Raw genomic sequence first — 24,644 nt, 5'->3', positions numbered from 1 at the left:
CATTCGTTGCATGGTAACAGTCTCAAGCCAGGGCACGATAAACCTCCTCACTCAGTTTACCGTACCAGTTATAACCTGTTACCCATGTGCCCGGTTTAAAGTGTTACCTATGTGCCAGTTCATACAGTCCCATAGCCCCGGAACGGGTCTATTTACAATGCCGCCGGCGTTCCGGCCGAGGTTTGCTTCCGCATGGCGCTGGCTGTCAGTAAAACGCTTTTCATGGGCCATGATAATGAGGCGGGACCTTAACACTTCCTGCCTTATACCTTTTATCAACGAAACCATTTAATTATTAAATTGTTAATTATTGCCACCCAATAAATCAGGTTAATATTACGATTTTCCCTTTTCTACCACCGGACTCCATAATAGTATGGGCCTTAATAATTTCATCAATATGCATGACTTTCTCAACAACAGGAACAATTAATTTTTTTTCAACTGCACTTGCAATTTCTTTTAATCTTTCTGCCGACTGAGTATTGAAGACAAAGTGAACCTCTCCATTTACAGCCCAACCTCCTAATAAATTCTGAGGAATAGATTGATCAACAATAGAGACGATTCTTCCTTTATTCGAAAGCAACCCTAAGCTATTTTGAATTGTATTCCCGCCTACCGTGTCGAGTATAATATCGAATCCATCAAGATGATCTTCAGCTATTTTACAATACAAGTCACAATCTTTGTAATTGTAGCAACTCTGTGCTCCCAGGGAACGGACAAACTCGAAATTACCAGGAGAACAAGTTGTCACGACATGAGCTCCAAAAAGTTTTGCGATTTGAAGGGCATAGACGCCAACACCTCCAGAACCTCCATGAATCAACACCTTATTTCCTTTTACTAACCGTCCTCGTTCCACCAAACATTCCCAGGCAGTTCCTGCGGCTAACGGCAGTGCAGCGGCATCCTGGTGAGATAAGTTTTTAGGTTTAAGTGCAACAATAGATGATTTTTCAACATGGTGTGTAGCGTAGCTTCCCTCGTTGGCAAGAAGCCTTGGTACATAATAAACTTCATCACCAATTTTAAAATTGGTCACATCTGAACCGACCTTCTCTACGACACCAGATATATCCACACCTAAACAAGCTGGAAGGTTAATATCAGCAGAATAATCACCGCGCCTTGTTTGAATATCTACAGGATTAACGGACGTAGCGACTACTTTTATCAGAAGTTCGTCAGCACTAACTTCTGGTGTCGGTAGTGTTACATACTCCATATTTTTTGCCGGGCCAAATTCTCTAATGATAATTGCTTGCATCTTTTCCCCTTTTTTATTAACGCGAAAAGGTGCATCATACATAACAGATTTTAAGTTTGTAAGAACGCAGTTTTATGATACCAAGTATTATAAAGTATACCTTGAGGAATAAATAGTGGACTACAATGCACCGTATGGATGTTCAGTGACAACGACTTTGAAAGTTATCGGCGGCCGTTGGAAGCCCGTGATCCTGTTCCATTTAATGGAAAACGGAGTATGTCGTTTTAATGAACTGAGAAGAATGATTGATGGTATCACACAGAGAATGTTAACTTCACAGTTGAAGGAACTTGTCGAAGATGGAATTATTATCAGAGTTGTTATAGAAAGTTCACCACCTCACGTTGAGTATTCATTAACAAAATATGGCAGTACTTTGGAGAATATTTTAAAAGAAATGCGCGACTGGGGCGCACAACATGCTGAAATACTTAATAACCATCATTCATCTGGTCTTTAAAATGAAAACACATTCATAAGAATGTGTTTAATTACAGCATCAATGTTCGCAGTGAGTTTTGATATTATAAAAATTACTGTCTGGCCATTTAAATTGACATTGCAGCAGAATATCTATCTTACAGCCCCAGAAATTATATTTAGCCCTGAACTATTTTCACTTATTATATAAATGCAATGACTTTTCGAAAAATAGCTGAGCTGCATCATTTTTACATGATAAATCGTAATACGCTCAGATTATCGCTTTTATTTCATCAATAATATTTAAAACGCTTGTATAGCGGTCAGTGAAAATGGTTTGCTGCCCCTTACACAGGAAGAGTACCGGCTGATAGCTCAAAACCCGAAAGTTTCAAAAATGTGTGGTGCAAAAAGGGGAGTACTTACATATAGGCTTGAGAAGAATTTGAAATGGTGCCGATAATAGGAGTCGAACCTACGACCTTCGCATTACGAATGCGCTGCTCTACCAACTGAGCTATATCGGCTTTCCGGACGCGCCACGAGCGTGGCTGCGGTGTAAAAGGTTAAGGAAGATTGGGTGATGCGTCAACCACTTATCAAACTGACTGCTGGTTTTTGCATCACCATTTCTTCAATTACGCACGAATAGTGTCGTCGCCGAAACCGATCCACTTGTAGGTAGTTAAGGCTTCAAGCCCCATCGGGCCGCGGGCGTGCAGCTTCTGGGTACTGACCGCCACTTCCGCGCCCAGGCCGAACTGGCCGCCGTCGGTGAAGCGGGTTGAGGCGTTGACGTACACGGCAGAGGAATCCACTTCGTTAATAAAGCGATTCGCGTTGCGCAGCGTGCGGGTCAGGATAGCGTCCGAATGCTGGGTACCGTGCTCGCGAATATGGGCGATGGCATCATCGAGATCCGCCACCACTTTCACATTCAGGTGCAGCGATAGCCATTCGTCGTTGTAATCCGCCTCTTTCACCGCTTCCACCGCCGCCGGGCCGGTTTGCAGCACAGGCAGCGATTTCTCGTCAGCATGCAGCGTTACGCCGGACTCCGCCATCTGCTTGCTCAGCGCAGGCAGGAAGCGGTCGGCAATTGCCTGGTGCACCAGCAGCGTTTCCACCGTGTTGCAGGTGCTCGGGCGCTGGGTTTTGGCGTTCACGATGATTTTCAGCGCCGGTTCAATCTCGGCGGTGTCGTCCACTACGATGTGGCACACGCCGATGCCGCCGGTAATCACTGGGATCGTCGACTGTTCACGGCAGAGTTTATGCAGGCCCGCGCCACCGCGAGGGATCAGCATGTCGATGTAGCGGTCGAGGCGCAGCATTTCGGTGACCAACGCGCGGTCCGGGTTTTCAATCGCCTGAACCGCCGCTTTCGGCAGACCGCACTCTTCCAGCGCCTGCTGGATCACCGCCACCGTGGCGTTGTTGGTGCGCCAGGTTTCTTTCCCGCCGCGCAGAATGGCGGCGTTGCCGGTTTTCAGGCACAGGGAGGCGACGTCCACGGTCACGTTCGGGCGAGCTTCATAGATCACGCCCACCACGCCGAGCGGCACGCGGCGGCGCTCGATGCGCAGCCCGCTGTCCAGCAGCCCGCCGTCGATCACCTGCCCTACCGGGTCAGCGAGGCTGCATACCTGGCGCACATCGTCGGCGATGCCTTTCAGGCGAGCCGGGGTGAGCTGCAGGCGGTCGAGCATGGCTTCGCTGAGGCCGTTTTTACGCGCCTCGTCTACATCCTGCTGGTTGGCGGTCAGGATCTGCTCCGAACGCGCTTCAAGGTAGTCGGCAATTTTTTCCAGCACGCGGTTCTTTTCGCGGCCGGAGAGCAGTGCCAGCTGGTAAGAGGCCTCTTTTGCCGCTTTGCCCATTTGTTCAAGCATTAGTCTGCTCCTTAATTAACAATCATGTCGTCGCGATGCACGGCCACCGGGCCGTATTCATAGCCGAGGATGTCGTCGATTTGCTGGGAGTGATGCCCGGCAATGCGGCGCAGCGCGTCGCTGTTGTAGCGGCAAACACCGTGGGCGATGTCGCGCCCTTCCAGGCTGCGAATGCGGATCACCTCGCCGCGGGAGAAGTTGCCGCTCACGCTTTTGATGCCTTTAGGCAGCAATGAACTACCACGCTCCAGAATAGCGGACAGCGCGCCGTCATCCACGGTGATTTCGCCGGCAGGCGGAGCGCCAAAGATCCAGCGTTTGCGGTTCTCCAGCGGCGACTGCTGCGCGTGGAAGCGTGTTCCCACAGGGTTGCCGGCCATGACGTCGCCGATAACGCCCGGCTTGCTGCCTGCGGCGATGATGACGTCGATACCCGCGCGGCAGGCGACGTCGGCCGCCTGGAGCTTGGTGCCCATGCCGCCCGTGCCGAGGCCGGAAACGCTGTCGCCCGCAATGGCGCGCAGCGCATCGTCGATGCCGTGCACTTCTTTAATCAGTTCCGCTGCCGGATTGTTACGCGGGTCGGCGGTGTAGAGGCCCTGCTGGTCGGTGAGCAGCAGCAGTTTGTCGGCCCCGGCAAGAATCGCGGCCAGCGCGGAAAGATTGTCGTTGTCGCCGACTTTGATCTCAGCCGTCGCCACGGCGTCGTTTTCATTAATGACCGGCACGATGTTGTTATCTAACAGCGCTCTGAGCGTGTCGCGGGCATTAAGGAAGCGTTCGCGATCTTCCATATCGGCGCGGGTCAGCAGCATCTGCCCGACGTGAATGCCGTAAATAGAGAACAGCTGTTCCCAGAGCTGAATCAGGCGACTTTGCCCTACCGCGGCCAGCAGCTGCTTGGACGCGATGGTGGCGGGGAGTTCGGGGTAGCCGAGGTGTTCACGCCCGGCGGCAATCGCCCCGGAAGTCACAATCACAATACGATGCCCCGCCGCGTGCAGCTGGGCACACTGGCGAACCAGTTCAACAATATGGGCTCGGTTCAGGCGGCGGGAGCCACCGGTTAATACGCTGGTGCCTAGTTTTACGACCAGCGTCTGGCTGTCACTCATGATTCTCTGCCGTTTCTACAAATAAGGGGAAATTAAAAAGCCAGATGACGTTGTAACAGGAGTCGCGCGGCTTGCCAACAGGCGGCGTGGGAAAAGGGCTAATAAGCCAGAAAGGATCGCTGAGGATAGCGGATATATTTTACATTTTTATGACATATAAACTTTATTACGTTTATTTAATCTTTCTCCTAAATTGTCATAAATCTTTAATCTGAGAACGATAAAACCCTTCCTGTTTTTAGCAGGAGCCCGACTCCTGGATCAATTTTGCAAGCGTTCATCATTCTTGGGATAACAAATGAAAAAGAGCACACTGGCATTAGTGGTAATGGGTATCGTGGCTGCTTCTGCTTCTCAGGCAGCCGAAGTTTATAACAAAAACGGCAACAAGGTTGACATCTATGGCCGCGTTAAAGCTGAACACTACTTCAGCGACAACACCGGTTCCGATGGCGACCAGACTTACGCTCGCCTGGGCTTTAAAGGTGAAACTCAGATTAACAGCCAGCTGACCGGTTACGGCCAGTGGGAATACCAGATTGCGGGTAACAAAGCAGAGAACGACTCTACCGGCACCAAAACTCGCCTGGCGTTCGCGGGCCTGAAAGCCGGTGACTACGGCTCATTTGATTACGGTCGTAACTACGGCGTGCTGTACAACATCGCCTCTTACACCGATATGATGCCAGAGTTCGGCGATGACTCTTTCGTCAGAACCGACACCTTCATGACCGGCCGTGCGACCGGCGTGGCGACTTACCGCAACAACAACTTCTTCGGTCTGGTTGACGGCCTGAAGCTGGCTCTGCAATACCAGGGCAAAAACGGGGCTGACAGCGCGAACACCCGTTCCGATACTTCTCGCCAGAACGGCGACGGCTTCGGTACCAGCCTGTCCTACGACATCGCTGACACCGGCCTGAGCGTGGGCGCAGCATACGCCAACTCTAACCGTACCAACGCGCAGAAAGCCTCCGTTTACGGTAAAGGCGATAAAGCTGAAGCCTGGACCACCGGCATCAAGTACGACAAAAACAACGTGTACCTGGCAACTATCTACGCTGAAACCCGTAACATGAACCCAATCAGCGTTCCGGGTTCCCTGGCGGGCACCAGCAGCAGCGTGTCTGGTTTTGCTAACAAAAACCAGGCGTTCGAAGCCATCGCTCAGTACCAGTTCGACTTCGGTCTGCGTCCATCCCTGGGCTACGTGCAGTCTAAAGCGAAAGACATCGAAGGCATTGGTGATGCGGATCTGGTGAAATACATCGACGTGGCCGCCACCTATTACTTCAACAAAAACATGTCTGCGTTTGTTGATTACAAAATCAACCAGCTGAGCGACAACAACAAGCTGAAGCTGAACAACGACGACGTTGTTGCGGTAGGTATGGTGTACCAGTTCTAATTCGCGATACTGCGGATAAAAAAATCCCCGTCAGCTTGACGGGGATTTTTTATTTTCAGGCGGAGAGTTTAAGCGACTTTTCCGCAAAGTTCTCGGCAGGCACCAGCCCAAGCTCAAGGGTGGCGAGTAAATCTTTCAGGCGTCCGTGGAAACCGCGCAGCGTCTGCTCCAGTTTTTCATCCACTTCTTTATCTTTTGCCGGGGTCGCCGTCCATTTTCCGTCTTTATCAAACAGGCCGAACTGCCATGTGTAGGTAAACTGCTTTTCCTGGGCTTCCAGCACCATCCACCATCCCCAAAATTCGCGTTTCTCCGGCGCGGGCTTTACGTTAACGCACACCGCCAGGCAATCGAAGAAGAAACGGTTGTCTTCACACTGCTCTTCCCGGATATACGGGCCAAGCGAGGCGAACTTTCTGATCAGTCTACTTTTCGGGTGTCCACTCGGTAACGTCATTACGATCTCCTGTTGTGAAGCAACTGTTTTAGCAAACCGCCGTAATTTAGCAAATATTTAACGTAATCTTTGTTTCATCCAGCCGGTAACTTCCTGCAGCGCTTTGTCAAAATTTTGATACACCGGCTTAAACGGGATCTGGAGTAATTTGCCGTCGGCAGATGACGAAGTGATTAAACGGGATTCTTCTTCCGGACTGAACGGATCGTTCTCCCAAAAGCCGGACAGCATCGGCGTTGGGCAGCGGCGACCCAGCAGCCCCTGCGTTTTCAGGGAGTAGCGGTTCAGCTCCACGCTCAGCGCGCTGTCGGAGATGCTGGTCATGCCCAGACGGCTCGCCAGCACGTCAATGTACATTTCCGGCACGTTGGCCTGGCGCTGCGGGTCGCTCAGCAGAGCGTGAACCACCGGCCCAAGGCAGGCAACGGCTTTCAGGCGCGGCGCTTCGAGGTAGGCCAGGCGCACGGCAACGTTGGCGCCAAAGCGGAAGCCAAATGCTGCGACGCGCGTGTGGTCAACCCAAGGAATGTTGGGCAATGCTTTGAGCACGTGCTGGTGCAGCACGCTGGAATCCTGAGTCAGTTTCCACTTAGAGGAAAAACCGACTGACGGCATGTCGATGGTCAACATCGCGATGCCCTGTGGGGCAAAATATTTCTCAAACAGGCTGTAATAATCGCTCTGTAGGGCATCGAGGCCGCCGCACATCAGCACGGTCGGGAATGGCCCTTCTGCCCCTTTAGGCATGTGCAGGAAGCCGCTGATGGTGCCACCACCGGTCATCGGGAATTCAAGCTCGCGCAGCCCGCCGGACAACCGGGGAGCCGCCTCTTCGTAAGCCCGATTAGCCAACACCTGGGCCTGCTCCGCCAACGCGTCCCCTTTCAGGTGCGGGTACGCCGCAATGCTGTAGAGGTTAGCCGCCTGCAGCCAGCATTTGCCGATTTTCTCTTCGTCCGTTTCCTGGCCGGCACGCTGCTGCCAGAGCATCGCCTGCTTCGACCATTCGTAGATCCAGTTCCCCCCGCGATAGCCCATCACGGTATCAAACAGGTCGTCGTTGGTACGTTCAGCCTCGGTGCAGGCAATCCGGGCCTGGACTTCGAGGATTTCACGCGGATCGACCCCGCGCCAGATCCACATCAGGCGGTTGATCATGCGGTACCAGTGGGGCACGTTTTTGCCGTCCAGCGCGGACTGGATCGCGGGCGTGGCGGTATGCCGTGCGCGACGAACAAGCGTGGACGTTTCCGGGTGTTTGAATCTTGGCTTAAAGAGGGTTTCGCTGAGGTTGGCCTGCGACATCGTTTCACTGCCTCCATGAATACGAGAAACGTCGCTATTGTAGCCTGATACGGTCCAAATAACACAAACGCCCGGCTATGCCGGGCGCCAAATAAATGACAAAGCTCAAATCATAGAGGGATTAACGGCCAGCCAACGGCGGCACAAACACCACGCCCATATCCCACGGCTGCTCAATCCAGGTGTCCTGCGGGATATCAATCACGTAATCGTCCACCAGCGGCTGACCGGCTGGTTTAGCGAAGATAGTGACGAAGTGAGCTTTCGGATACATTTCGCGAATGGCTACCGCGGTACCGCCGGTGTCTACCAGGTCATCGATCACGATAAAACCTTCGCCGTCGCCTTCCGCACGCTTCAGCACGGTCAGCTCACGCTGGTTGTCGTGGTCGTAGCTGGAGATACAAACGGTATCAACATGGCGAATACCCAGTTCACGAGCCAGCAGCGCGCCCGGCACCAGGCCACCACGGCTAACGGCAATAATGCCTTTCCACTGTTCGGCTGGCAGCAGACGCTGAGCCAGTTTGCGGGCGTGAATCTGCAACATGTCCCAGGTGACGACGTATTTTTCGCTCATGTGAAGTGTCCCGGCCTGTAAATAACGGCTTAAAAAGTATTCGAAGGAGTTTTGGTTGCGCGAGATTATAGAGATCTGGCGCACTAAAAACCAGTGCCGCAGGCCACTGGCAGCGGATTTTGCTCGTATTCAGCCTTCACGCAACAAAAGAAAGTGGTATTCTCAGAACATCGCGCAAGCCGTGCTTGTGGTGTATCTGAACCCGGCTAAAAACGTAACCGGTCAGCCAAAAAAACGACTCCAGGGAGACTCAACGTGTCTGAATTGTCTCAATTATCGCCACAGCCGCTGTGGGATATTTTTGCCAAAATCTGTTCTATTCCGCATCCGTCCTATCATGAAGAAGCGCTGGCGGAACACATCCTGTCCTGGGCAAAAGAAAAAGGCCTGCACGTCGAACGTGACCAGGTGGGGAATATCCTGATTCGCAAGCCTGCTACGCCGGGCATGGAAAACCGCAAACCTGTGGCGCTTCAGGCGCACCTCGACATGGTGCCGCAAAAAAACAACGACACCGTTCACGATTTCGCTAAAGATCCTATCCAGCCGTACATCGACGGCGAGTGGGTAAAAGCGCGCGGCACCACGCTGGGCGCAGACAACGGCATCGGTATGGCGTCCGCGCTGGCGGTGCTGGCTGACGACAGCGTGGCGCACGGCCCGCTGGAAGTGCTGCTGACCATGACCGAAGAAGCCGGGATGGACGGCGCATTTGGCCTGCAGGCGGGCTGGATGCAGGCAGATATCCTGATCAACACCGACTCCGAAACGGAAGGTGAGATCTACATGGGCTGCGCGGGCGGGATCGACTTTATCACTACGCTGCCGCTGCAGCGTGAAGCCGTTCCGGCTGGGTTTGACACCTTCAAGCTGACCATCAAAGGGCTGAAAGGCGGCCACTCCGGCGCAGATATTCATCTGGGCCTGGGGAACGCCAACAAGCTGCTGGCTCGCTTCCTGCTGGCCCATGCCGCGGAACTGGACGCACGTCTGCTCGACCTGAACGGCGGCACCCTGCGTAACGCCATTCCGCGCGAAGCCTTCGCCACGCTGGCCGTGCCTGCGGCGAAAGCGGCCGAGCTGAAGTCTGCGGCTAACGCTTACCTGGCCGTTCTGAAAAATGAACTGTCTGCGGTCGAGAAGAACATTACCGTTCTGGTGGAAGCCACAACGTCTGACAAACAGGCGCTGACCGCTAAAACTCGCGATACCTTCCTGCATCTGCTGAACGCAACACCAAACGGCGTGATTCGTAACTCAGACGAAGTGAAAGGCGTGGTTGAGACTTCCCTGAACGCGGGCGTCGTGACCATGAGCGACGACAGTGCAGAAATTATCTGCCTGATTCGTTCCCTGATCGATTCCGGTAAAGACTACGTGGTTAGCGTGCTGGAGTCCCTGGGTGAACTGGCCGGGGCGAAAACCGTGGCGAAAGGCAGCTATCCTGGCTGGCAGCCGGACGCTAAGTCTCCGGTGATGGCCCTGGTACGCGAGACTTACCAGAAGCTGTTCAACCAGACGCCGAACATCATGGTTATCCACGCGGGCCTGGAATGTGGTCTGTTCAAAAAGCCGTATCCGGAGATGGATATGGTTTCCATCGGGCCAACCATTACCGGCCCACATTCCCCGGACGAGCAGGTACATATTGAGAGCGTTGGCCAGTACTGGACGCTGCTGACCGAGCTGCTGAAGGCGATTCCGGCGAAATAAGTTTTACCCTCACCCTAACCCTCTCCCTATAAGGGAGAGGGGATTTTCTTTGTCTACCTTACTTTCAGCGAAAACGTGTTTTTCCCCTTCTCCCTTCCAGGGAGAAGGCCGGGATGAGGGTCTTATTCACAACCCCAGCAGCAGTTGCCTCTCCAGTTGCGGGTCGAGCAGCGTCACATGCAGCCCCACCAGCCGGACGCCGCGCCCTCCCCGCCGTTCTTCCCATGTTTTACGGGCGGTGGCAATCAGGTCTTCTTTGTTCAGCTTCGGCCAGACGTGCTCCTGGGTCGTCAGCTGAAAGTCATTAAACTTCAGCTTGATGCCTTGCCGGGCGATACGCAGATCGGCCCGCTCTTTGGCAAGTCTCCTCTCAAGCTCCGGGTACAGGCGTTCAATAATCTCTTCGCATTCTGGCCATTCATGAATGTCTTCCGCGAGCGTCCGCTCTACCCCCACCGACTTTCTCTGACGATCGTTACTGATCTCGCGCTCATCAATGCCCTGGCTGCGCTCCCACAGCACCCGGCCAAATTTCCCAAAGCGTTTTAACAACATGGCCAGGTCAGCATTTTGCACGTCAGCGCAGGTTCGCAGACCGAGCGTTTCCAGCTTTGCCACCGTGACTTTGCCCACGCCGGGAATTTTCCCGAGCGGTAGCGTCGCTAAAAAGTCCGGTACCTGTTCGGGCGTAATGACATACTGGCCGTTGGGTTTATTGAGGTCGGAGGCAATCTTTGCCAGAAACTTTATCGGCGCAATGCCAGCTGAGGCGGTCAGGTTCAGTTCGTCGGCAATGGCCTGACGAATTTCGCGGGCGATCAACGTGGCTGAACCCTGGCAGTGTTCGCTGTCCGTAACGTCCAGATAAGCTTCATCCAGCGACAAGGGTTCGATCAGCGGGGTATAGCGGGAGAAGATTTCACGAATATGGTTGGAGGCTTCTTTATAGGCGTCGAACCGGCCCGGCAATAGCGTGAGATGTGGACAGAGTTTTAACGCCATCGCGGTCGACATCGCGCTGCGCACGCCGTATTTTCTGGCGGGATAGTTCGCCGTGCTGATCACGCCTCGCCGTTGGGCGCTGCCGCCAATAGCGAGGGGAATATCGCGCAGGGCCGGGTTATCACGCATCTCAACGGCGGCAAAAAAGCAGTCCATATCGACATGAATGATTTTGCGCATATCCACTCAACCAGAAAAATAACACTGGATAAGTATACAGCTAATTTTCAAAATGAGGAAATTGTCGCAGGCCAACAAATCTTTCCCTGCGAGTGGCATCACCTTGGGCATAAAGTGACACACCGCAAAAACTCCAATTGATTCCAATAAAATGTGTAAACGCCCGCGTCTGGCGCTTGCGAAAATTAGCCACGATGCTAATGTGAGCGCAATCCTGTACAGAATTTTCTGATTTCGGGTCCCTTTAGCCGTCCTGGCTGTTAGTTTCAGGTTTATCAAGGAATCAAGCAGTATGCGTAATATCGCACTGATTATTGCGATGCTCTCTATGCCGTTTTTCTCTTTCGCCAGCCTGCTTAACAGCAGCGGTGTCGCCGCCCCTGTCGGCAAAGATAGCAGACAGCAGCTAATGGGCTCCCCGGTTTATATTCAAATCTTTAAAGAAGAGCGCACCCTGGAACTGTGGGTGAAAATGGGCGAGCAGTACCAGCTCCTCAACAGTTACCGCATCTGTAACTATTCCGGCGGCCTGGGGCCAAAACAGCGTCAGGGCGATTTTAAAAGCCCGGAAGGGTTTTATAGCGTTGATCGCAGTCAGTTAAAACCGGACAGCCGCTTCTATAAAGCCATTAATATTGGCTTCCCGAATGAATTTGACCGCGCTCACGGCTATGAAGGGAAATACCTGATGATTCACGGCGCCTGCGTGTCGATTGGCTGCTATGCCATGACCGACTCCGGCATCGACGAAATCTTCCAGTTTGTGACCGGGGCTTTGGTGTTTGGCCAGCCACGCGTGCAGGTGAGTATCTTCCCGTTCCGTATGACCGACGCCAATATGGAACGCCACAAGTACTCCACCTACATCAACTTCTGGAAAGAGCTGAAACCGGGCTATGACTACTTCGCAGCTAACCATCAACCACCGGGCGTGGCCGTGGTCAGCGGGAACTACGTCATCAGCAAACCTGCCGTGATGACGCCAGTTCAACCGCAGCTGGCTTCAAACTATAAGCTCACCGAGGCAAAATAACGCCGACTTGCCTGGCTCAATTTTGTGCCAGGTTTCGTTGGCGGTCAGCGGCTGAGTTGCGATGACCGTGACCACATCGTTCGGTGTGGTCTCTTCCTGAAAATCAATTTCCACGTCCTGATCCAGCAGCTTAGCGACACCGAATGGCGCTCTGCGGGTGATCCAGAACAGGTTCGTCGAGCAAAACGCCATCACGTAGCGCCCGTCCGACAGCAGCATGTTAAACACGCCCTTTTCTCTAAGCTCTGCGCCCAGTTCAGTGATATAGCGGAATACCGCTTCCATATTGCCCGGCGTGCGCGGGTAACGCTGCGTGAGTTTGTGCAGCAGCCAGCAGAACGCCTGCTCGCTGTCCGTTTCGCCAATCGGGCGGAACGTCCCCGTCTCCAGCGTGCGATAGCCCTTGAGTTGCCCGTTATGGGCATAGGTCCAGTTGCGGCCCCACAGTTCGCGGGTGAACGGATGGGTGTTTTCCAGCGCAACCTTGCCGCGGTTTGCCTGGCGAATATGCGCAATAACCGAGCAGGATTTAATTGGGTAATCCTGGACGAGGCGGGCGATGGGCGAGTTAAAGCTCGGCTGCGGATCTTTAAACGTGCGGCAGCCTTTCCCTTCGTAGAAGGTTATACCCCAGCCGTCTTTATGGGGGCCTGTTCCGCCTCCGCGCTGCACCAGTCCGGTAAAACTAAAACAGATATCCGTCGGTACGTTGGCACTCATCCCGAGCAATTCGCACATCTCTTCTCTCCCACAACGAATACCCCTGCTCCGGGAGGAGCAGGGGCATTACGGGCTAAGCTTTAACCATTTCTTTTTCGATTAACTGAATCAGGATGTGGATCACTTTGATGTGAATTTCCTGAATGCGGTCCGCATAGCCGAAGTGCGGCACACGGATTTCGATGTCAGCCGTACCGGCCATTTTGCCGCCGTCTTTGCCGGTCAGGGTAATGACTTTCATGCCTTTCGCGCGGGCAGCTTCAATCGCTTTGATGACGTTGCCGGAGTTGCCGGACGTGGAGATCCCCAGCAGCACGTCGCCTTCGCGGCCAACGGCTTCAACGTAGCGAGAGAAGACATAGTCGTAGCCAAAATCGTTGCTGACGCAGGAGATGTGGCTCACGTCAGAAATCGCGATCGCCGGATAGCCCGGGCGGTTCTCACGATAGCGGCCCGTTAACTCTTCCGCAAAGTGCATAGCATCGCAGTGTGAGCCACCGTTCCCGCAGGACAGTACTTTGCCGCCCGCTTTGAAACTGTCTGCCAGCAGCACCGCTGCGCGCTGGATAGCATGAATGTTGGCTTCATCCTTAAGGAAGTTAGTCAGCGTTTCCGCCGCTTCATTTAGCTCACTACGAATAAGATCCTGGTACATGAGGAGGTCCTTGAGGTTTGAGTGAATTTCACATCCCGCAGTGTACCGGATAGCGCCGAAAGCGAGAAGCGTAACCCCGCGTGTAAAGCCGGGGTTTTCCCTGGAAGGGCGGCAACAATGTGAGCGAGGTTGTAATTATTTTGTAAACACATTGCTAAAGAAAGCAACATCCACTACAACCAATACATCACAAGTGGTCAGACCTCCTACAAGCAAGGGAGCTTTCTTTATGTTGATTTTAAGCATTGTCCTTACCGTTGTTCTGCTGGGTGTGTTGTTCTATCACCAGGCAAATCTGCTGCTTAGCAGCGTGCTTCTGCTCGCGTGGACCGCCGCGCTGGGCTTCGCTGGCATCTGGTCTTTCTGGGTGCTGGTTCCGCTGGCGGTAATTCTGGTGCCGCTGCTGGTCACGCCGCTGCGTAAATCGCTGATCTCCGCACCGATTTTCCGTGGCTTCCGCAAAGTCATGCCGCCGATGTCCCGCACCGAAAAAGAAGCCATCGACGCCGGGACGACCTGGTGGGAAGGCGATCTGTTCCGCGGCAAGCCGGACTGGCAAAAACTGCATAACTACCCTCAGCCAAAGCTGACCGAAGAGGAACAGGCGTTCCTTGATGGCCCGGTGGAAGAAGCCTGCCGCATGGCGAACGATTTCCAGATCACCCATGAGCTGGCCGACCTGCCCCCTGAGCTGTGGGCTTACCTGAAAGAGCATCGCTTCTTCGCGATGATCATCAAGAAAGAGTACGGCGGCCTCGAGTTCTCAGCCTATGCTCAGGCTCGCGTGCTGCAAAAACTGTCCGGCGTTTCCGGGATCCTGGCGATTACCGTCGGCGTGCCTAACTCCTTAGGCCCGGGCGAACTGCTGCAGCACTACGGCACCGAAGAGCAAAAAGATCACTACCTGCCTCGCCTGGCACGCGGCCTGGAAATCCCTTGCTTCGCGCTGACCAGCCCGGAAGCCGGTTCCGATGCCGGCGCAATCCCGGACAGCGGCGTGGTTTGCATGGGGGAATGGCAGGGTGAACAGGTGCTCGGTATGCGCCTGACCTGGAACAAACGCTATATCACGCTCGCCCCTATCGCCACCGTACTGGGCCTGGCGTTCAAATTGTCTGACCCGAAACGCCTGCTCGGCGGCGAAGAAGACCTCGGCATTACCTGTGCGCTGATCCCAACCCACACGCCTGGCGTGGAAATCGGCAAACGTCACTTCCCGCTGAACGTACCGTTCCAGAACGGCCCAACCCGTGGGAACGACATCTTTGTGCCTATCGACTTTATTATCGGTGGTCCAAAAATGGCCGGTCAGGGCTGGCGTATGCTGGTTGAGTGCCTGTCCGTAGGTCGCGGCATTACCCTGCCGTCTAACGCTACCGGCGGCCTGAAATCCGTGGCGATGGCAACGGGTGCTTACGCGCATATCCGCCGTCAGTTCAAAATTTCTATCGGCAAAATGGAAGGGATTGAAGAGCCGCTGGCACGCATCGCCGGTAACGCGTATGTCATGGATGCCGCAGCTTCTTTAATTACCTACGGCATCGTGCTCGGTGAGAAACCCGCCGTACTGTCTGCGATTGTTAAGTACCACTGTACCCACCGTGGCCAGCGCGCCATTCTTGATGCGATGGATATCGTCGGCGGGAAAGGCATCATGCTCGGCGACGCTAACTTCGTGGCCCGTGCTTACCAGGGCGCGCCGATCGCCATCACCGTTGAAGGCGCTAACATTCTGACCCGCAGCATGATCATCTTCGGCCAGGGCGCAATTCGCTGCCATCCGTACGTGCTGGAAGAGATGGCCGCGGCGCAGAATAACGACGTGAATGCCTTCGATAAGCTGCTGTTCAAGCACATCGGCCACGTGGGCAGCAACAAAATGCGCAGCCTGTGGCTGGGCCTGACCAACGGCCTCGGCAGCAGCACGCCGACCCGCGATGCAACTAAACGCTACTACCAGTACATCAACCGCCTGAGCGCCAACCTGGCGCTGCTGTCGGATGTCTCCATGGCCGTGCTGGGCGGTAGCCTGAAGCGCAGAGAGCGTATCTCTGCCCGCCTGGGTGATGTGCTGAGCCAGCTTTATCTGGCGACGGCGGTGCTGAAACGCTACGAAGATGAAGGGCGTAACGAAGCCGATCTGCCGCTGGTTCACTGGGGCGTGCAGGATGCGCTGTTCCAGGCCGAACAGGCGATTGATGACCTGCTGCGCAACTTCCCGAACCGCTTTGTGGCCGGTACGCTGCGGCTGGTTATCTTCCCGCTGGGTCGCCGCTACGATGCGCCGTCCGATGTGCTGGACCACAAGCTGGCGAAAATCCTGCAGGTGCCGTCCGCAACCCGGTCGCGTATTGGCCGCGGTCAGTACCTGACGCCAAGCGAGCATAACCCTGCTGGCCTGCTGGAAGCCGCTCTGCTGGATATTATGGCCGCCGAGCCAATCCACCAGCGCGTGTGCAAAGAGCTGAAGCGCAATCTGCCGTTCACTCGCCTGGATGAGCTGGCGAAGCAGCTGCTGGGTGAAGGCAAGATCACCGCCGATGAAGCGGCGATTCTGACTAAAGCGGAAGCCAGCCGCCTGCGCAGCATCAACGTGGATGAGTTTGATCCGGAGGCGCTGGCGACACAGCCGGTGAAGGTGCCGGAAAAGCACAGAAAGGTTGAAGCCGCCTGACCATTAACCCCTCTTATGAGGGGTTTTTTATTGCCAACAAAAGCACGTTTTCTCGTGCTACAGTGGATGAAATATTCTGCTAAGAGGCTGCCGATGGTGTCTGGTCTGAAAGTTTCCGTTCTGCAACAACCGCTCGTCTGGATGGATGGTGCCGCGAACCTGCGTCATTTTGATGTGCTGCTGGAGGGCGTGCGCGGGCGTGACCTGATTATTCTGCCGGAAATGTTCACCACCGGCTTTGCGATGGAAGCCGCCGTGCAGTCAATGCCGGAACAGGAAGTGATTGACTGGATGCAGTTCAAAGCCCAGCAAACGCAGGCGATGATCGCCGGCAGCGCCGCTCTGCAAACCGAACGTGGGCCGGTGAACCGCTTCCTGCTGGTTCAGCCGGACGGCAAAGTGCATTTCTACGATAAGCGCCACCTGTTCCGCATGGCCGATGAGCATCATCATTATCAGGCCGGGGAAGAACGCGTGATTATTGAGTGGAAAGGCTGGCGTATTTTACCGCTGGTTTGCTACGACCTGCGCTTCCCGGTGTGGTCCCGCAATCGCAATGACTACGATCTGGCGCTGTACGTCGCCAACTGGCCCGCGCCGCGCTCTCTGCACTGGCAAAGCCTGCTGCAGGCGCGCGCCATTGAGAACCAGGCTTATGTGGCAGGCTGCAATCGCGTGGGCACCGACGGCAACGGCCACCATTACCGGGGCGACAGCCGGATCATCAGCCCGCAGGGCGAGATCCTGGCGAGCGTTGAACCTCACCAGGCGGCACGACTTGATGCCGATCTTTCGCTGATTGCGCTGCGGGAGTACCGGGAGAAATTCCCGGCCTGGCAGGATGCCGATCCTTTCAGCCTTTAAGAATGAAAGTACGCAGAAACCGGCCTGTTCAGGCCGGTTTTTTTATTGTTCCGCCAGCACAGTCACGGCGCCAGTCAAAGCCTGAACGGCAAGGGCCACGTCGCTTTCCATGACGGATTCCGCCGGATGATGGCTGATACCCTTCTCGCAGCGAACAAACAGCATAGCGCTCGGCCAACGCTCGGCGATGGCAATGGCGTCGTGCCCTGCGCCGCTTGACAACGACAGGCTCCGCCCCTGAACTTCGCTCACCGCCTGCGTTAGCGTTGCCTGCAACGCCGCATCACACGGCGTGGCCGGAATAGCGTAGTAGGCTTCTGCGGTAAACTGCATACCGCGACGGGCGGCAATCGCTTCCCCTTCGGCAAGAAGCTGGCCTAACAAACTCGCCAGGCTTTCGTCACGCGGGCTGCGAATGTCCAGCGTAAGCTGAACGTCGCCAGGGATGACGTTCACCGCGCCTGGCGCGCAGCTTAACGTTCCCACCGTGGCAACTTCGTCGGGGCCGTGGCGGCGCGTGGCGGATTCAATAAAGGTCATCCATTCGGCAGCGGCGGCCAGCGCATCTTTGCGCAGCGCCATTGGCACCGTCCCCGCATGGCCCGCATGGCCGGTAAAGCTGCAGTTCAGGCGACGGGCACCGTTAATGGCCGTGACCACGCCCAGCGCAAGGCCCTGCTCTTCCAGCACCGGTCCCTGCTCGATATGCAGCTCAAGGTAAGCGCTGAAATCGCTTTTTGGCCGCTCCGCGCTGGCAATACGCGTCGGATCCAGACCGGCAATCGTCATGGCCTGCGCCACGCTGACGCCGCTGGCATCTTCACAGCTCAGCCAATGCGCCGGCCAACTGCCGGTGATGCCTCGGCTCCCCAGCAGGGTAACCCCAAAGCGGGTGCCTTCTTCATCGCCAAAACCGACAATTTCGATGGCCTGCTCGAGCTGGATATTGTTTTGATAAAGGCACGCGACCACTTCCAGGGCACACAGCACGCCGAGCATCCCATCGTAGCGGCCCGCATTGCGCACCGTATCAAGATGGGACCCCAGCAAAATCGCCTGCGCGCCTTCTTGCCTGCCTTCGTAACGCCCACAAATATTGCCGACAGCGTCCTGCCAGGTCGTCATGCCGAGCTGTTCCATCCAGCCAGCGACCAGCTGATTCGCCCGCAAATGTTGCACCGAAAGGTAAACCCGGGTCAGTTGGCCCGCGCTTTCGCTGATAGCAGCTAGCTGGTCAGCCCTGTCCATGACGCGCTGGGCGGCTACCGCGGCATAGTTAGCATCCATAAGCGGCGCGCCCATTAGCGGGCCCCCTGCGCGTAAACGTTCCACGCTGCCTGCATCGCTTCACCCTGCACGCTTTTAAAGCCGAGACGGTTAAGCACCGCTTCCAGCGCGGTGAGCGTTTGCAGCACGCAGTCTTTGCGTGCGTTGTAGCCCATGGTGCCGATGCGCCAGATTTTGCCCTGCAGCGGGCCGAAGGAGGTGCCGATCTCGATATGGAAATCTTCCAGCAGCAGCTTACGAACCTCTTCGCCGTGAACCTGCGCCGGGATAGCCACGCCGAGGACGTTGTTCATCTTGTGGTCAAGATCGCCGAAAGTTTCCAGCCCCATGCCCTGGATCCCCGCCACCATCGCCCTGCCGTGCAGCTCATGGCGGGCAATACCGACGTCCAGACCTTCTTCAAGGATCACGCGGGCGCACTCACGGGCAGCAAACAGCATGCTCGTCGCTTCGGTGTGGTGATTCAGACGTTCCGGCCCCCAGTAGTCCATGATCATGCCCAGATCGAAGTAGTTGGAGTAGATCATCTCTTCGTCCCCGTCCTGATGGGCGGCAGTGCGAATGCCTTCTTCCACGCATTTACGGCGGCGAATGGCCTCTTCCATTTTCGGACTAAGGGTGACCGGTGAGCTGCCTGACGGGCCGCCCAGGCACTTCTGCAATCCGGCGGAAACGGCATCCAGTCCCCAGGCATCGGTGAGCAGTTCGTTCCCGCCAAACGATGCTGTAGCATCGGTGTAGAACAGCACGCCGTGGCGGCGGCAGATCTCCCCCAGTTCAGCCAGCGGCTGCAGCATCGTGGTGGAAGTATCGCCCTGCACGGTCAGTAGCAGGCGAGGTTTTACCACTTTGATGGCGTCTTCGATTTGCTGCGGGCTGAATACTTCGCCCCACGGCACTTCAATGGTGTGCACTTCGGCGCGGCAGCGGCGGGCAATCTCACACAGCAGGTGACCAAAACGGCCAAACACTGGCACAAGCACTTTATCGCCAGGGCGAATAGCCGACAGCAAAATGGCCTCGATCCCGGCGCGGGAAGTGCCGTCCACCAGCATCGTCCATTTGTTTTCGGTGCGGAAGAGCTCGCGGTACAGCACCATCACCTCATTCATATATCCCGTCATCACCGGGTCATACTGGCCGATAAGCTGGCTCGCCATGGCACGCAGCACGCGCGGATCGGCATTGATCGGGCCTGGCCCCATCAGCAAACGGTGCGGCGGGTTGATCTGGGAAAACTGCTGAATATCAAACATGGCGATTCCTTGAGTCTGAGATTGAAACAAAAGATTCTTATAATCATCTTTTGCAACTAATGTGCCAGCCGCAGGCAAAATTTTTTCCGGCTGACAGGCTTAAGCCAGCGCGGAAAAACAGGTTTGGGTAAAAACGATGAACTCTTTTGGCTCACCCGAACTGTGCAGTTGCACCGTCGAGGAGCATTAACGCTGTTCGAGCTCGTCCAGCTCTGTATACAATTCAGCGATATTATGGATACGCTGACGCCCACTGGTCAATGATTCATGCAGCACCGCGTTAGCCAGTAAATTCACCAGGCTCATGGCGCTGCTGTAGCTGTCAAACGCCGATACGCTGTCGAGCGGCGCGCTCAAATGCCAACCAGGATAACTTGCCAGCACCGCCGAACCCGGTTCGCTCAGCATCACCAGCGGTATACCGCGCTGCTGTAAACTGGTGAGCAGTGGCTTGATAATGCGCGGCCTGCGGCGAAACGCCACGGTGACGACGCAATCTTCCGGACCGATATCCACCAGCTCTTCCGCCAGCGTCTGCCCCGGCTGCGGGAGCAGATGTACGCCGCTGCGCACCTGCAAAAGCTGCTGGCGCAAGTGCATCGCCACCGGCCAGGAGTTTCGCATCCCAATGATAAACAGCCGTTTTCCGGTCACAAGGGCCTTGACCACTTCGGCAAACGGGCCCGCTTCCAGCTGATTCACCAGTTGAGTAAGGTTCGCCATTTCCTGCTTGTAATGACGCGCCAGCAGCGTGTTGCCCTGCACGGCATCGCGGTTTTCCGTCAGCGGCATCCCGCTCTGGCGCAGGGTCCGCAGCTCTTCGCGCATATCTTTGTAGCGCTCGTAACCTAAGCGCTTAAACAGGCGGCTCACGGTGGCCTTGGACACGCCTGAAAGCCGCGCCAACTCGGCGCTGTTGTAGCTGATCAAGTCATCAAAGTGGTCAACGATGAACGAGGCCACGCGCTGCTCCTGCGGGGAAAAGAGCGCCCATGACGCCCGCAACCGCTCGTCTAACTGTTTCATGCCGACTCCTGCAACTTTTGTTTCATCAAAGCCTGACACAGTGAAACGATCTTCGTCAACCTGGAACATCTCTTGCTTCTGACTCCCCTACCCGAGCGGATTTCCTGCAAGAGAAGAAAAATATGCAAAGCAATATGGCCCCCGGAGGCATGGCGGTGACGCCCCATCATCTGGCTTCTGAAAGTGCGCTGTCTGTGCTGCGCCAGGGCGGTGATGCCGTTGAAGCGATGGTCGCCGCAGCCGCCACTATCGCGGTGGTTTATCCCCATATGAACGGTATAGGCGGGGATGGATTCTGGCTGATTGTTCCGCCTGAAGGGGAACCTGTGGCCATCGACGCCAGCGGGGCCGCCGGATCGCTGGCGTCACTGGATTTCTACCGGGGAGCGCGCGCTATTCCCCATCGCGGCACCCGTGCTGCGTTGACCGTGCCCGGCACGCTGAGCGGCTGGGCAGAAGCACTGAAAGTGTCATCGGAGCTTGGCGGCGGGCAGATGCCGCTTTCCCGCCTGATGGCCGATGCTATTCGCTATGCGGCGGACGGGATCCCGGTCACCGCCTCTCAGGCGAACGCGACACAAAGCAAATACGTCGAGCTGGTTGATATTCCAGGTTTTGCCGACACTTTCCTGCAGCGCGGTGAAGTGCCCGCGACCGGGAGTCGTTTCACGCAGCCCCGGCTGGCCAGGACCCTGACGCGAATGACCGTAGAAGGCCTGGACAGTTTCTATCGCGGCCCGCTGGCTTCAATCATTGCCGAAGAGCTGGCCGAACTGGGATTGCCAATCACCGCGGCTGACCTCGCCGCACATCGGGCAACCCGCAGCAAACCGCTTCGCCTTGAGCACCAGGCCGGGGAAGTTTTTAACCTCGCCCCGCCTACGCAAGGGCTGGTCTCGCTGGCGATCCTCGGCATTACCGACCGCCTGTCGATGGCAAACGCCAGTGAAGTTCAGACCGTACACCGCATCGTGGAAGCCACTAAAAAAGCCTTTGCGCTGCGCGACAAGCACATCACCGACCCGCGCCTGATCGCGACCTCAATACAAAACCTGTTAGATCCCGAGGCGCTGGATCTGCTGGCCGCAAAAATTGATGACCAAAGCGCCGCCCCGTGGGGCAAAGGTAAAGGCCCCGGCGACACGGTCTGGATGGGCGTCATTGACGGGAATGGCCTGGCCGTGTCGTTTATTCAAAGTATTTATCACGAATTCGGCAGCGGGGTTGTGCTACCCCAAAGCGGCGTGCTGTGGCAAAACCGCGGGGCATCTTTCAGCCTCGATGCAGAGCATCTGCTGGCGCTGGCGCCGGGCAAAAAACCGTTCCACACCCTGAACCCGGCAGCAGCCAGGCTCGCCGACGGCAGAACGCTGGTTTACGGCTCGATGGGCGGCGACGGCCAGCCGCAGACGCAGGCGACAATCTTTACCCGCTATGTACTTCAGGGCATCGGTTTACAGGAGGCCATTTGCGCGCCGCGCTGGCTGCTGGGCCGCACCTGGGGGCAAGTTTCCGACAGCCTCAAGCTTGAGAGCCGCTTTAGCCAGGACACCGTCAACGCGCTTGAAGCCCTCGGACACGAGGTAGAAACAGTCCCCGCCTTCAGCGAGATCGTCGGCCACGCCGGCGCCATCGTCAGACATACCAATGGCATGCTCGAAGGTGCGTGGGATCCGCGCAGCAACGGCAGCGCCGCAGGCTTTTGAGGAAAATACCAATGAACCAATCTTCTTTTGACTGGCAGCACTACATTGTCCTGATGGAGCAACTACTCGCCGTGCCGCTGACCGACGAGCGCCGCAAAGAGCTGGAGTTGCAGCTGACACGTATTGCGGCCATGGCTGGACCGCTGATGGCCTTCCCGCTTGCCGATCGCCAGGAAACCGCCGGAGTTTATACGCTATGACCGCCCTTTCTATCCGACAGATCCAGCAGGGACTGCGGGACAAAGATTTTTCAGCTACCGAACTGGCCCGGCAAACGCTGGCAAAGATTGAGCAGCGAAACCCGCAGCTTAATGCCTTTACGGAAATCACCCAGGATCGTCTTCTGAAGGAGGCGACCTCGGTAGACCAACTGATCGGTCGCGGCAGCCCTTTGCCAGCGCTCGCGGGCGTGCCTTACGCGGTAAAAAATCTTTTCGACATTAAAGGGGTAACAACCCTTGCAGGTGCGGAGTTATTTGCCGGGCAACCCGCGGCCTCTGAAGATGCCTTCGCTATTACACGGCTGCAAAAAGCGGGGGGAATGCTAAGCGGGGCGTTGAATATGGATGCCTATGCCTACGGCTTCACCACGGAAAACAGTTATTACGGAGCCACCAAAAACCCGCACGATATGTCGCGTATTGCGGGCGGCTCGTCCGGCGGCTCAGCGGCAGCTGTAGCTGCGGGCATGGTGAACTTCACCCTTGGCACCGACACCAACGGCTCCATTCGCGTCCCGTCTTCACTTTGCGGGCTCGTGGGCCTGAAGCCGACTTTTGGCCGCCTGTCGCGCGGCGGCAGCCATCCTTTTGTCGCCAGCCTCGACCATATCGGCCCGCTGGCTCGGAGCGTGGAGGATGTCGCGGCGGTTTACGATGTGCTGCAAGGGTACGACAGTAGCGATCCTTTTCAGACTTCGCGCGCCATTGAGCCGGTTTGCGCAGCGCTTGAGCGTGATACGCCGCTTCGCGTGGCGGTGCTAGAGGGTTTCTTTGAAAGCTGGTGTGACGCGGATGCCAAAGAAGCCGTTAGCCGGGTAGCCAAAGCGCTCCAGGCTACGGAAAAAGTTTCTATGCCGGAAGCCGAACTCGCCCGTTCGGCGGCTTTTTTGCTGACCGCCGCCGAAGGGGGAAATCAGTACCTGCCCGCACTGCGAACCAGCCCTGAGCGCTTCGAACCTAACTCGCGCGAACGCCTGCTGGCGGGGGCCATGACGCCGTCGGCCTGGTACACCCAGGCTCAGCGCTTCCGGGCCTGGTTCCGCGATCGCACGCTGCCGCTGTTTGACCATTTTGATCTGCTTGTTGCCCCCGCCACGCCATGCTGCGCCACGCTTATCGGGCAGCAAACCATGCATATCAACGGGCAAGATATCCCGGTCAAAGCCAGCATGGGCATCCTGACGCAGCCAATCTCTTTCCTGGGATTACCGGTTGTCAGCACCCCGCTGGTCGCGGCCAGCGGTTTACCGATTGGCGTGCAATTAATTGCCGCACCCTGGCGGGAAGACGTGTGTTTGCAGGCCGCTCGCCGCCTGGAATCTCAGGGTATTTTACAGACGAAGGTAAGTTAAATGATGCGAGATAATATTGACCGCCCGGCCGTTTTAAATGAAGTCACTGCGGCATTTTATCGCTACGAGCAGGCGCTGATTACCAATGATGTCGCCGTTCTGGATGAGCTGTTTTGGGAGGATGCTCGCACCGTGCGTTTTGGCGCAACGGAAAACCTTTATGGCATTGAGCAGATCCGCGCTTTCCGCAACGGGCGTTCGCCGAAGGGGCTGGATCGCCAGCTGAGAAATACCGTTATCACCACCTTCAGCGACGACCTCGCGGTAGCGAGCACAGAATTTACCCGAGAAGGCAGCGATAAGATTGGCCGCCAGATGCAGACCTGGGTCCGGTTTGCCTCAGGCTGGAAGATTGTGGCCGCGCATGTGAGTTTAATGGGGTGATAGTCTGTTTCTTCACCATAAAATCTTCTGTTTATGAAAGCCCATGTCGTGTTCCGTTCACCTCAAATACCGCTTCATATGTTGCCACCATACAGGTGAACGTCTTAGGGGAGTC

Annotated in this window: 22 protein-coding genes and 1 tRNA gene; 10 read left to right on the top strand and 13 right to left on the bottom strand. The window is 56.0% G+C overall.

Going from position 1 to position 24,644, the window contains the following annotated elements; genetic code table 11:
• Nucleotides 1–325 precede the first annotated feature (325 nt).
• Complete coding sequence (locus tag A936_RS10140) at nt 326–1,273, bottom strand: NADP-dependent oxidoreductase (RefSeq protein ID WP_008457361.1); 948 nt, start codon at nt 1,271–1,273, stop codon at nt 326–328.
• Nucleotides 1,274–1,388: 115 nt separating this feature from the next.
• Here A936_RS10140 and A936_RS22780 point away from each other — a divergent pair, with 115 nt between their 5' ends.
• Entirely contained in the window at nt 1,389–1,736 is a 348-nt protein-coding gene (locus tag A936_RS22780; protein ID WP_008457358.1) for a winged helix-turn-helix transcriptional regulator, read from the top strand.
• A gap of 414 nt (nt 1,737–2,150) precedes the next feature.
• Here A936_RS22780 and A936_RS10135 read toward each other — a convergent pair.
• From A936_RS10135 to proB, 3 genes are all read right to left on the bottom strand, one after another.
• Nucleotides 2,151–2,226, bottom strand: a tRNA-Thr gene (locus A936_RS10135).
• Nucleotides 2,227–2,337: 111 nt separating this feature from the next.
• Nucleotides 2,338–3,591, bottom strand: coding sequence for a glutamate-5-semialdehyde dehydrogenase (gene proA / locus A936_RS10130; RefSeq protein WP_008457356.1), 1,254 nt, complete (start codon nt 3,589–3,591; stop codon nt 2,338–2,340).
• Nucleotides 3,592–3,602: 11 nt separating this feature from the next.
• Entirely contained in the window at nt 3,603–4,706 is a 1,104-nt protein-coding gene (gene proB, locus A936_RS10125; RefSeq protein WP_008457354.1) for a glutamate 5-kinase, read from the bottom strand.
• Nucleotides 4,707–5,004: 298 nt separating this feature from the next.
• Between proB and ompC the strand changes: the two genes are divergently transcribed.
• Nucleotides 5,005–6,114, top strand: coding sequence for a porin OmpC (gene ompC / locus A936_RS10120; RefSeq protein WP_008457352.1), 1,110 nt, complete (start codon nt 5,005–5,007; stop codon nt 6,112–6,114).
• A gap of 55 nt (nt 6,115–6,169) precedes the next feature.
• On the opposite strand, the gene crl is transcribed toward ompC, so the two are convergent.
• The 3 genes from crl to gpt all read right to left on the bottom strand — a co-directional run bounded on the left by crl (nt 6,170) and on the right by gpt (nt 8,456).
• A complete protein-coding gene (gene crl, locus A936_RS10115) occupies nt 6,170–6,571 on the bottom strand; it encodes a sigma factor-binding protein Crl (protein WP_008457351.1) in 402 nt (133 codons plus the stop codon).
• A gap of 57 nt (nt 6,572–6,628) precedes the next feature.
• Complete coding sequence (gene frsA / locus A936_RS10110) at nt 6,629–7,876, bottom strand: esterase FrsA (protein WP_008457350.1); 1,248 nt, start codon at nt 7,874–7,876, stop codon at nt 6,629–6,631.
• Nucleotides 7,877–7,997: 121 nt separating this feature from the next.
• Entirely contained in the window at nt 7,998–8,456 is a 459-nt protein-coding gene (gene gpt, locus A936_RS10105; protein WP_008457349.1) for a xanthine phosphoribosyltransferase, read from the bottom strand.
• A gap of 255 nt (nt 8,457–8,711) precedes the next feature.
• Between gpt and pepD the strand changes: the two genes are divergently transcribed.
• Nucleotides 8,712–10,169, top strand: a complete 1,458-nt coding sequence (gene pepD / locus A936_RS10100) for a beta-Ala-His dipeptidase (RefSeq protein WP_008457348.1) — start codon at nt 8,712–8,714, stop codon at nt 10,167–10,169.
• 126 nt (nt 10,170–10,295) lie between these two features.
• Here pepD and dinB read toward each other — a convergent pair whose 3' ends face one another.
• Nucleotides 10,296–11,351, bottom strand: a complete 1,056-nt coding sequence (gene dinB / locus A936_RS10095; RefSeq protein WP_008457347.1) for a DNA polymerase IV — start codon at nt 11,349–11,351, stop codon at nt 10,296–10,298.
• Between the two features lie 292 nt (nt 11,352–11,643).
• Here dinB and dpaA point away from each other — a divergent pair, with 292 nt between their 5' ends.
• The gene (dpaA, locus tag A936_RS10090; RefSeq protein WP_008457310.1) at nt 11,644–12,384 is read left to right on the top strand and encodes a peptidoglycan meso-diaminopimelic acid protein amidase; all 741 of its coding nucleotides are present in this window, start codon (nt 11,644–11,646) and stop codon (nt 12,382–12,384) included.
• On the opposite strand, the gene A936_RS10085 is transcribed toward dpaA, so the two are convergent.
• Together A936_RS10085 and lpcA are read right to left on the bottom strand one after the other, a co-directional pair.
• Entirely contained in the window at nt 12,355–13,122 is a 768-nt protein-coding gene (locus A936_RS10085) for a class II glutamine amidotransferase (RefSeq protein ID WP_008457309.1), read from the bottom strand. The two genes, dpaA and A936_RS10085, sit on opposite strands and share 30 nt — an antisense overlap.
• A gap of 55 nt (nt 13,123–13,177) precedes the next feature.
• On the bottom strand, nt 13,178–13,759 hold the full coding sequence (lpcA, locus tag A936_RS10080; RefSeq protein ID WP_008457307.1) for a D-sedoheptulose 7-phosphate isomerase: 582 nt from the start codon (nt 13,757–13,759) through the stop codon (nt 13,178–13,180).
• Between the two features lie 229 nt (nt 13,760–13,988).
• Between lpcA and fadE the strand changes: the two genes are divergently transcribed.
• Both fadE and A936_RS10070 read left to right on the top strand, forming a co-directional pair.
• A complete protein-coding gene (gene fadE, locus A936_RS10075; RefSeq protein WP_008457305.1) occupies nt 13,989–16,433 on the top strand; it encodes an acyl-CoA dehydrogenase FadE in 2,445 nt (814 codons plus the stop codon).
• Between the two features lie 96 nt (nt 16,434–16,529).
• Nucleotides 16,530–17,297 (top strand): amidohydrolase, encoded by a 768-nt coding sequence (locus tag A936_RS10070; RefSeq protein WP_008457303.1) that lies wholly within the window; start codon nt 16,530–16,532, stop codon nt 17,295–17,297.
• 42 nt (nt 17,298–17,339) lie between these two features.
• Here A936_RS10070 and hpxK read toward each other — a convergent pair whose 3' ends face one another.
• From hpxK to A936_RS10055, 3 genes are all read right to left on the bottom strand, one after another.
• Complete coding sequence (gene hpxK / locus A936_RS10065) at nt 17,340–18,599, bottom strand: allantoate amidohydrolase (RefSeq protein WP_008457301.1); 1,260 nt, start codon at nt 18,597–18,599, stop codon at nt 17,340–17,342.
• Complete coding sequence (locus A936_RS10060; RefSeq protein ID WP_008457299.1) at nt 18,599–19,840, bottom strand: pyridoxal-phosphate-dependent aminotransferase family protein; 1,242 nt, start codon at nt 19,838–19,840, stop codon at nt 18,599–18,601. The genes hpxK and A936_RS10060 overlap by 1 nt, the downstream gene beginning before the upstream one ends.
• Nucleotides 19,841–20,026: 186 nt before the next feature.
• Nucleotides 20,027–20,866 carry a MurR/RpiR family transcriptional regulator gene (locus A936_RS10055; protein WP_008457289.1) on the bottom strand — a complete coding sequence of 280 codons (840 nt, stop codon included), beginning with the start codon at nt 20,864–20,866 and terminating at the stop codon, nt 20,027–20,029.
• 122 nt (nt 20,867–20,988) lie between these two features.
• Between A936_RS10055 and A936_RS10050 the strand changes: the two genes are divergently transcribed.
• The 4 genes from A936_RS10050 to hpxZ are packed head-to-tail and all read left to right on the top strand — an operon-like array spanning nt 20,989 to nt 24,529.
• Nucleotides 20,989–22,572: a gamma-glutamyltransferase family protein gene (locus A936_RS10050; RefSeq protein ID WP_008457288.1), complete on the top strand. Its 1,584-nt coding sequence runs from the start codon at nt 20,989–20,991 to the stop codon at nt 22,570–22,572.
• Between the two features lie 11 nt (nt 22,573–22,583).
• Complete coding sequence (gene hpxX, locus A936_RS10045; RefSeq protein WP_008457287.1) at nt 22,584–22,772, top strand: oxalurate catabolism protein HpxX; 189 nt, start codon at nt 22,584–22,586, stop codon at nt 22,770–22,772.
• Nucleotides 22,769–24,145 (top strand): AtzE family amidohydrolase, encoded by a 1,377-nt coding sequence (locus A936_RS10040; protein ID WP_008457286.1) that lies wholly within the window; start codon nt 22,769–22,771, stop codon nt 24,143–24,145. Before hpxX ends, A936_RS10040 begins: the two co-directional genes overlap by 4 nt.
• Nucleotides 24,146–24,529 carry an oxalurate catabolism protein HpxZ gene (gene hpxZ / locus A936_RS10035; RefSeq protein WP_008457285.1) on the top strand — a complete coding sequence of 128 codons (384 nt, stop codon included), beginning with the start codon at nt 24,146–24,148 and terminating at the stop codon, nt 24,527–24,529. It begins immediately after the preceding gene.
• The last annotated feature ends 115 nt before the right edge of the window (nt 24,530–24,644 follow it).

This window comes from Enterobacter sp. Ag1 (assembly GCA_000277545.1).
Classification (GTDB): domain Bacteria; phylum Pseudomonadota; class Gammaproteobacteria; order Enterobacterales; family Enterobacteriaceae; genus Cedecea.
The sequence above is the reverse complement of the archived record's forward strand: the minus strand, read 5'-3'. Positions and strand labels throughout refer to the sequence as shown.

What these genes read in the sequence shown, in the direction of transcription:
- A936_RS10140 (WP_008457361.1), bottom strand. Translation starts at nt 1,273, where the DNA reads ATGCAAGCAATTATCATTAGAGAATTTGGCCCGGCAAAAAATATGGAG.
- proA (WP_008457356.1), bottom strand. Translation starts at nt 3,591, where the DNA reads ATGCTTGAACAAATGGGCAAAGCGGCAAAAGAGGCCTCTTACCAGCTG.
- proB (WP_008457354.1), bottom strand. Translation starts at nt 4,706, where the DNA reads ATGAGTGACAGCCAGACGCTGGTCGTAAAACTAGGCACCAGCGTATTA.
- ompC (WP_008457352.1), top strand. Translation starts at nt 5,005, where the DNA reads ATGAAAAAGAGCACACTGGCATTAGTGGTAATGGGTATCGTGGCTGCT.
- crl (WP_008457351.1), bottom strand. Translation starts at nt 6,571, where the DNA reads ATGACGTTACCGAGTGGACACCCGAAAAGTAGACTGATCAGAAAGTTC.
- frsA (WP_008457350.1), bottom strand. Translation starts at nt 7,876, where the DNA reads ATGTCGCAGGCCAACCTCAGCGAAACCCTCTTTAAGCCAAGATTCAAA.
- gpt (WP_008457349.1), bottom strand. Translation starts at nt 8,456, where the DNA reads ATGAGCGAAAAATACGTCGTCACCTGGGACATGTTGCAGATTCACGCC.
- dinB (WP_008457347.1), bottom strand. Translation starts at nt 11,351, where the DNA reads ATGCGCAAAATCATTCATGTCGATATGGACTGCTTTTTTGCCGCCGTT.
- dpaA (WP_008457310.1), top strand. Translation starts at nt 11,644, where the DNA reads ATGCGTAATATCGCACTGATTATTGCGATGCTCTCTATGCCGTTTTTC.
- A936_RS10085 (WP_008457309.1), bottom strand. Translation starts at nt 13,122, where the DNA reads ATGTGCGAATTGCTCGGGATGAGTGCCAACGTACCGACGGATATCTGT.
- lpcA (WP_008457307.1), bottom strand. Translation starts at nt 13,759, where the DNA reads ATGTACCAGGATCTTATTCGTAGTGAGCTAAATGAAGCGGCGGAAACG.
- fadE (WP_008457305.1), top strand. Translation starts at nt 13,989, where the DNA reads ATGTTGATTTTAAGCATTGTCCTTACCGTTGTTCTGCTGGGTGTGTTG.
- hpxK (WP_008457301.1), bottom strand. Translation starts at nt 18,599, where the DNA reads ATGGGCGCGCCGCTTATGGATGCTAACTATGCCGCGGTAGCCGCCCAG.
- A936_RS10060 (WP_008457299.1), bottom strand. Translation starts at nt 19,840, where the DNA reads ATGTTTGATATTCAGCAGTTTTCCCAGATCAACCCGCCGCACCGTTTG.
- A936_RS10055 (WP_008457289.1), bottom strand. Translation starts at nt 20,866, where the DNA reads ATGAAACAGTTAGACGAGCGGTTGCGGGCGTCATGGGCGCTCTTTTCC.
- A936_RS10050 (WP_008457288.1), top strand. Translation starts at nt 20,989, where the DNA reads ATGCAAAGCAATATGGCCCCCGGAGGCATGGCGGTGACGCCCCATCAT.
- hpxX (WP_008457287.1), top strand. Translation starts at nt 22,584, where the DNA reads ATGAACCAATCTTCTTTTGACTGGCAGCACTACATTGTCCTGATGGAG.
- A936_RS10040 (WP_008457286.1), top strand. Translation starts at nt 22,769, where the DNA reads ATGACCGCCCTTTCTATCCGACAGATCCAGCAGGGACTGCGGGACAAA.
- hpxZ (WP_008457285.1), top strand. Translation starts at nt 24,146, where the DNA reads ATGATGCGAGATAATATTGACCGCCCGGCCGTTTTAAATGAAGTCACT.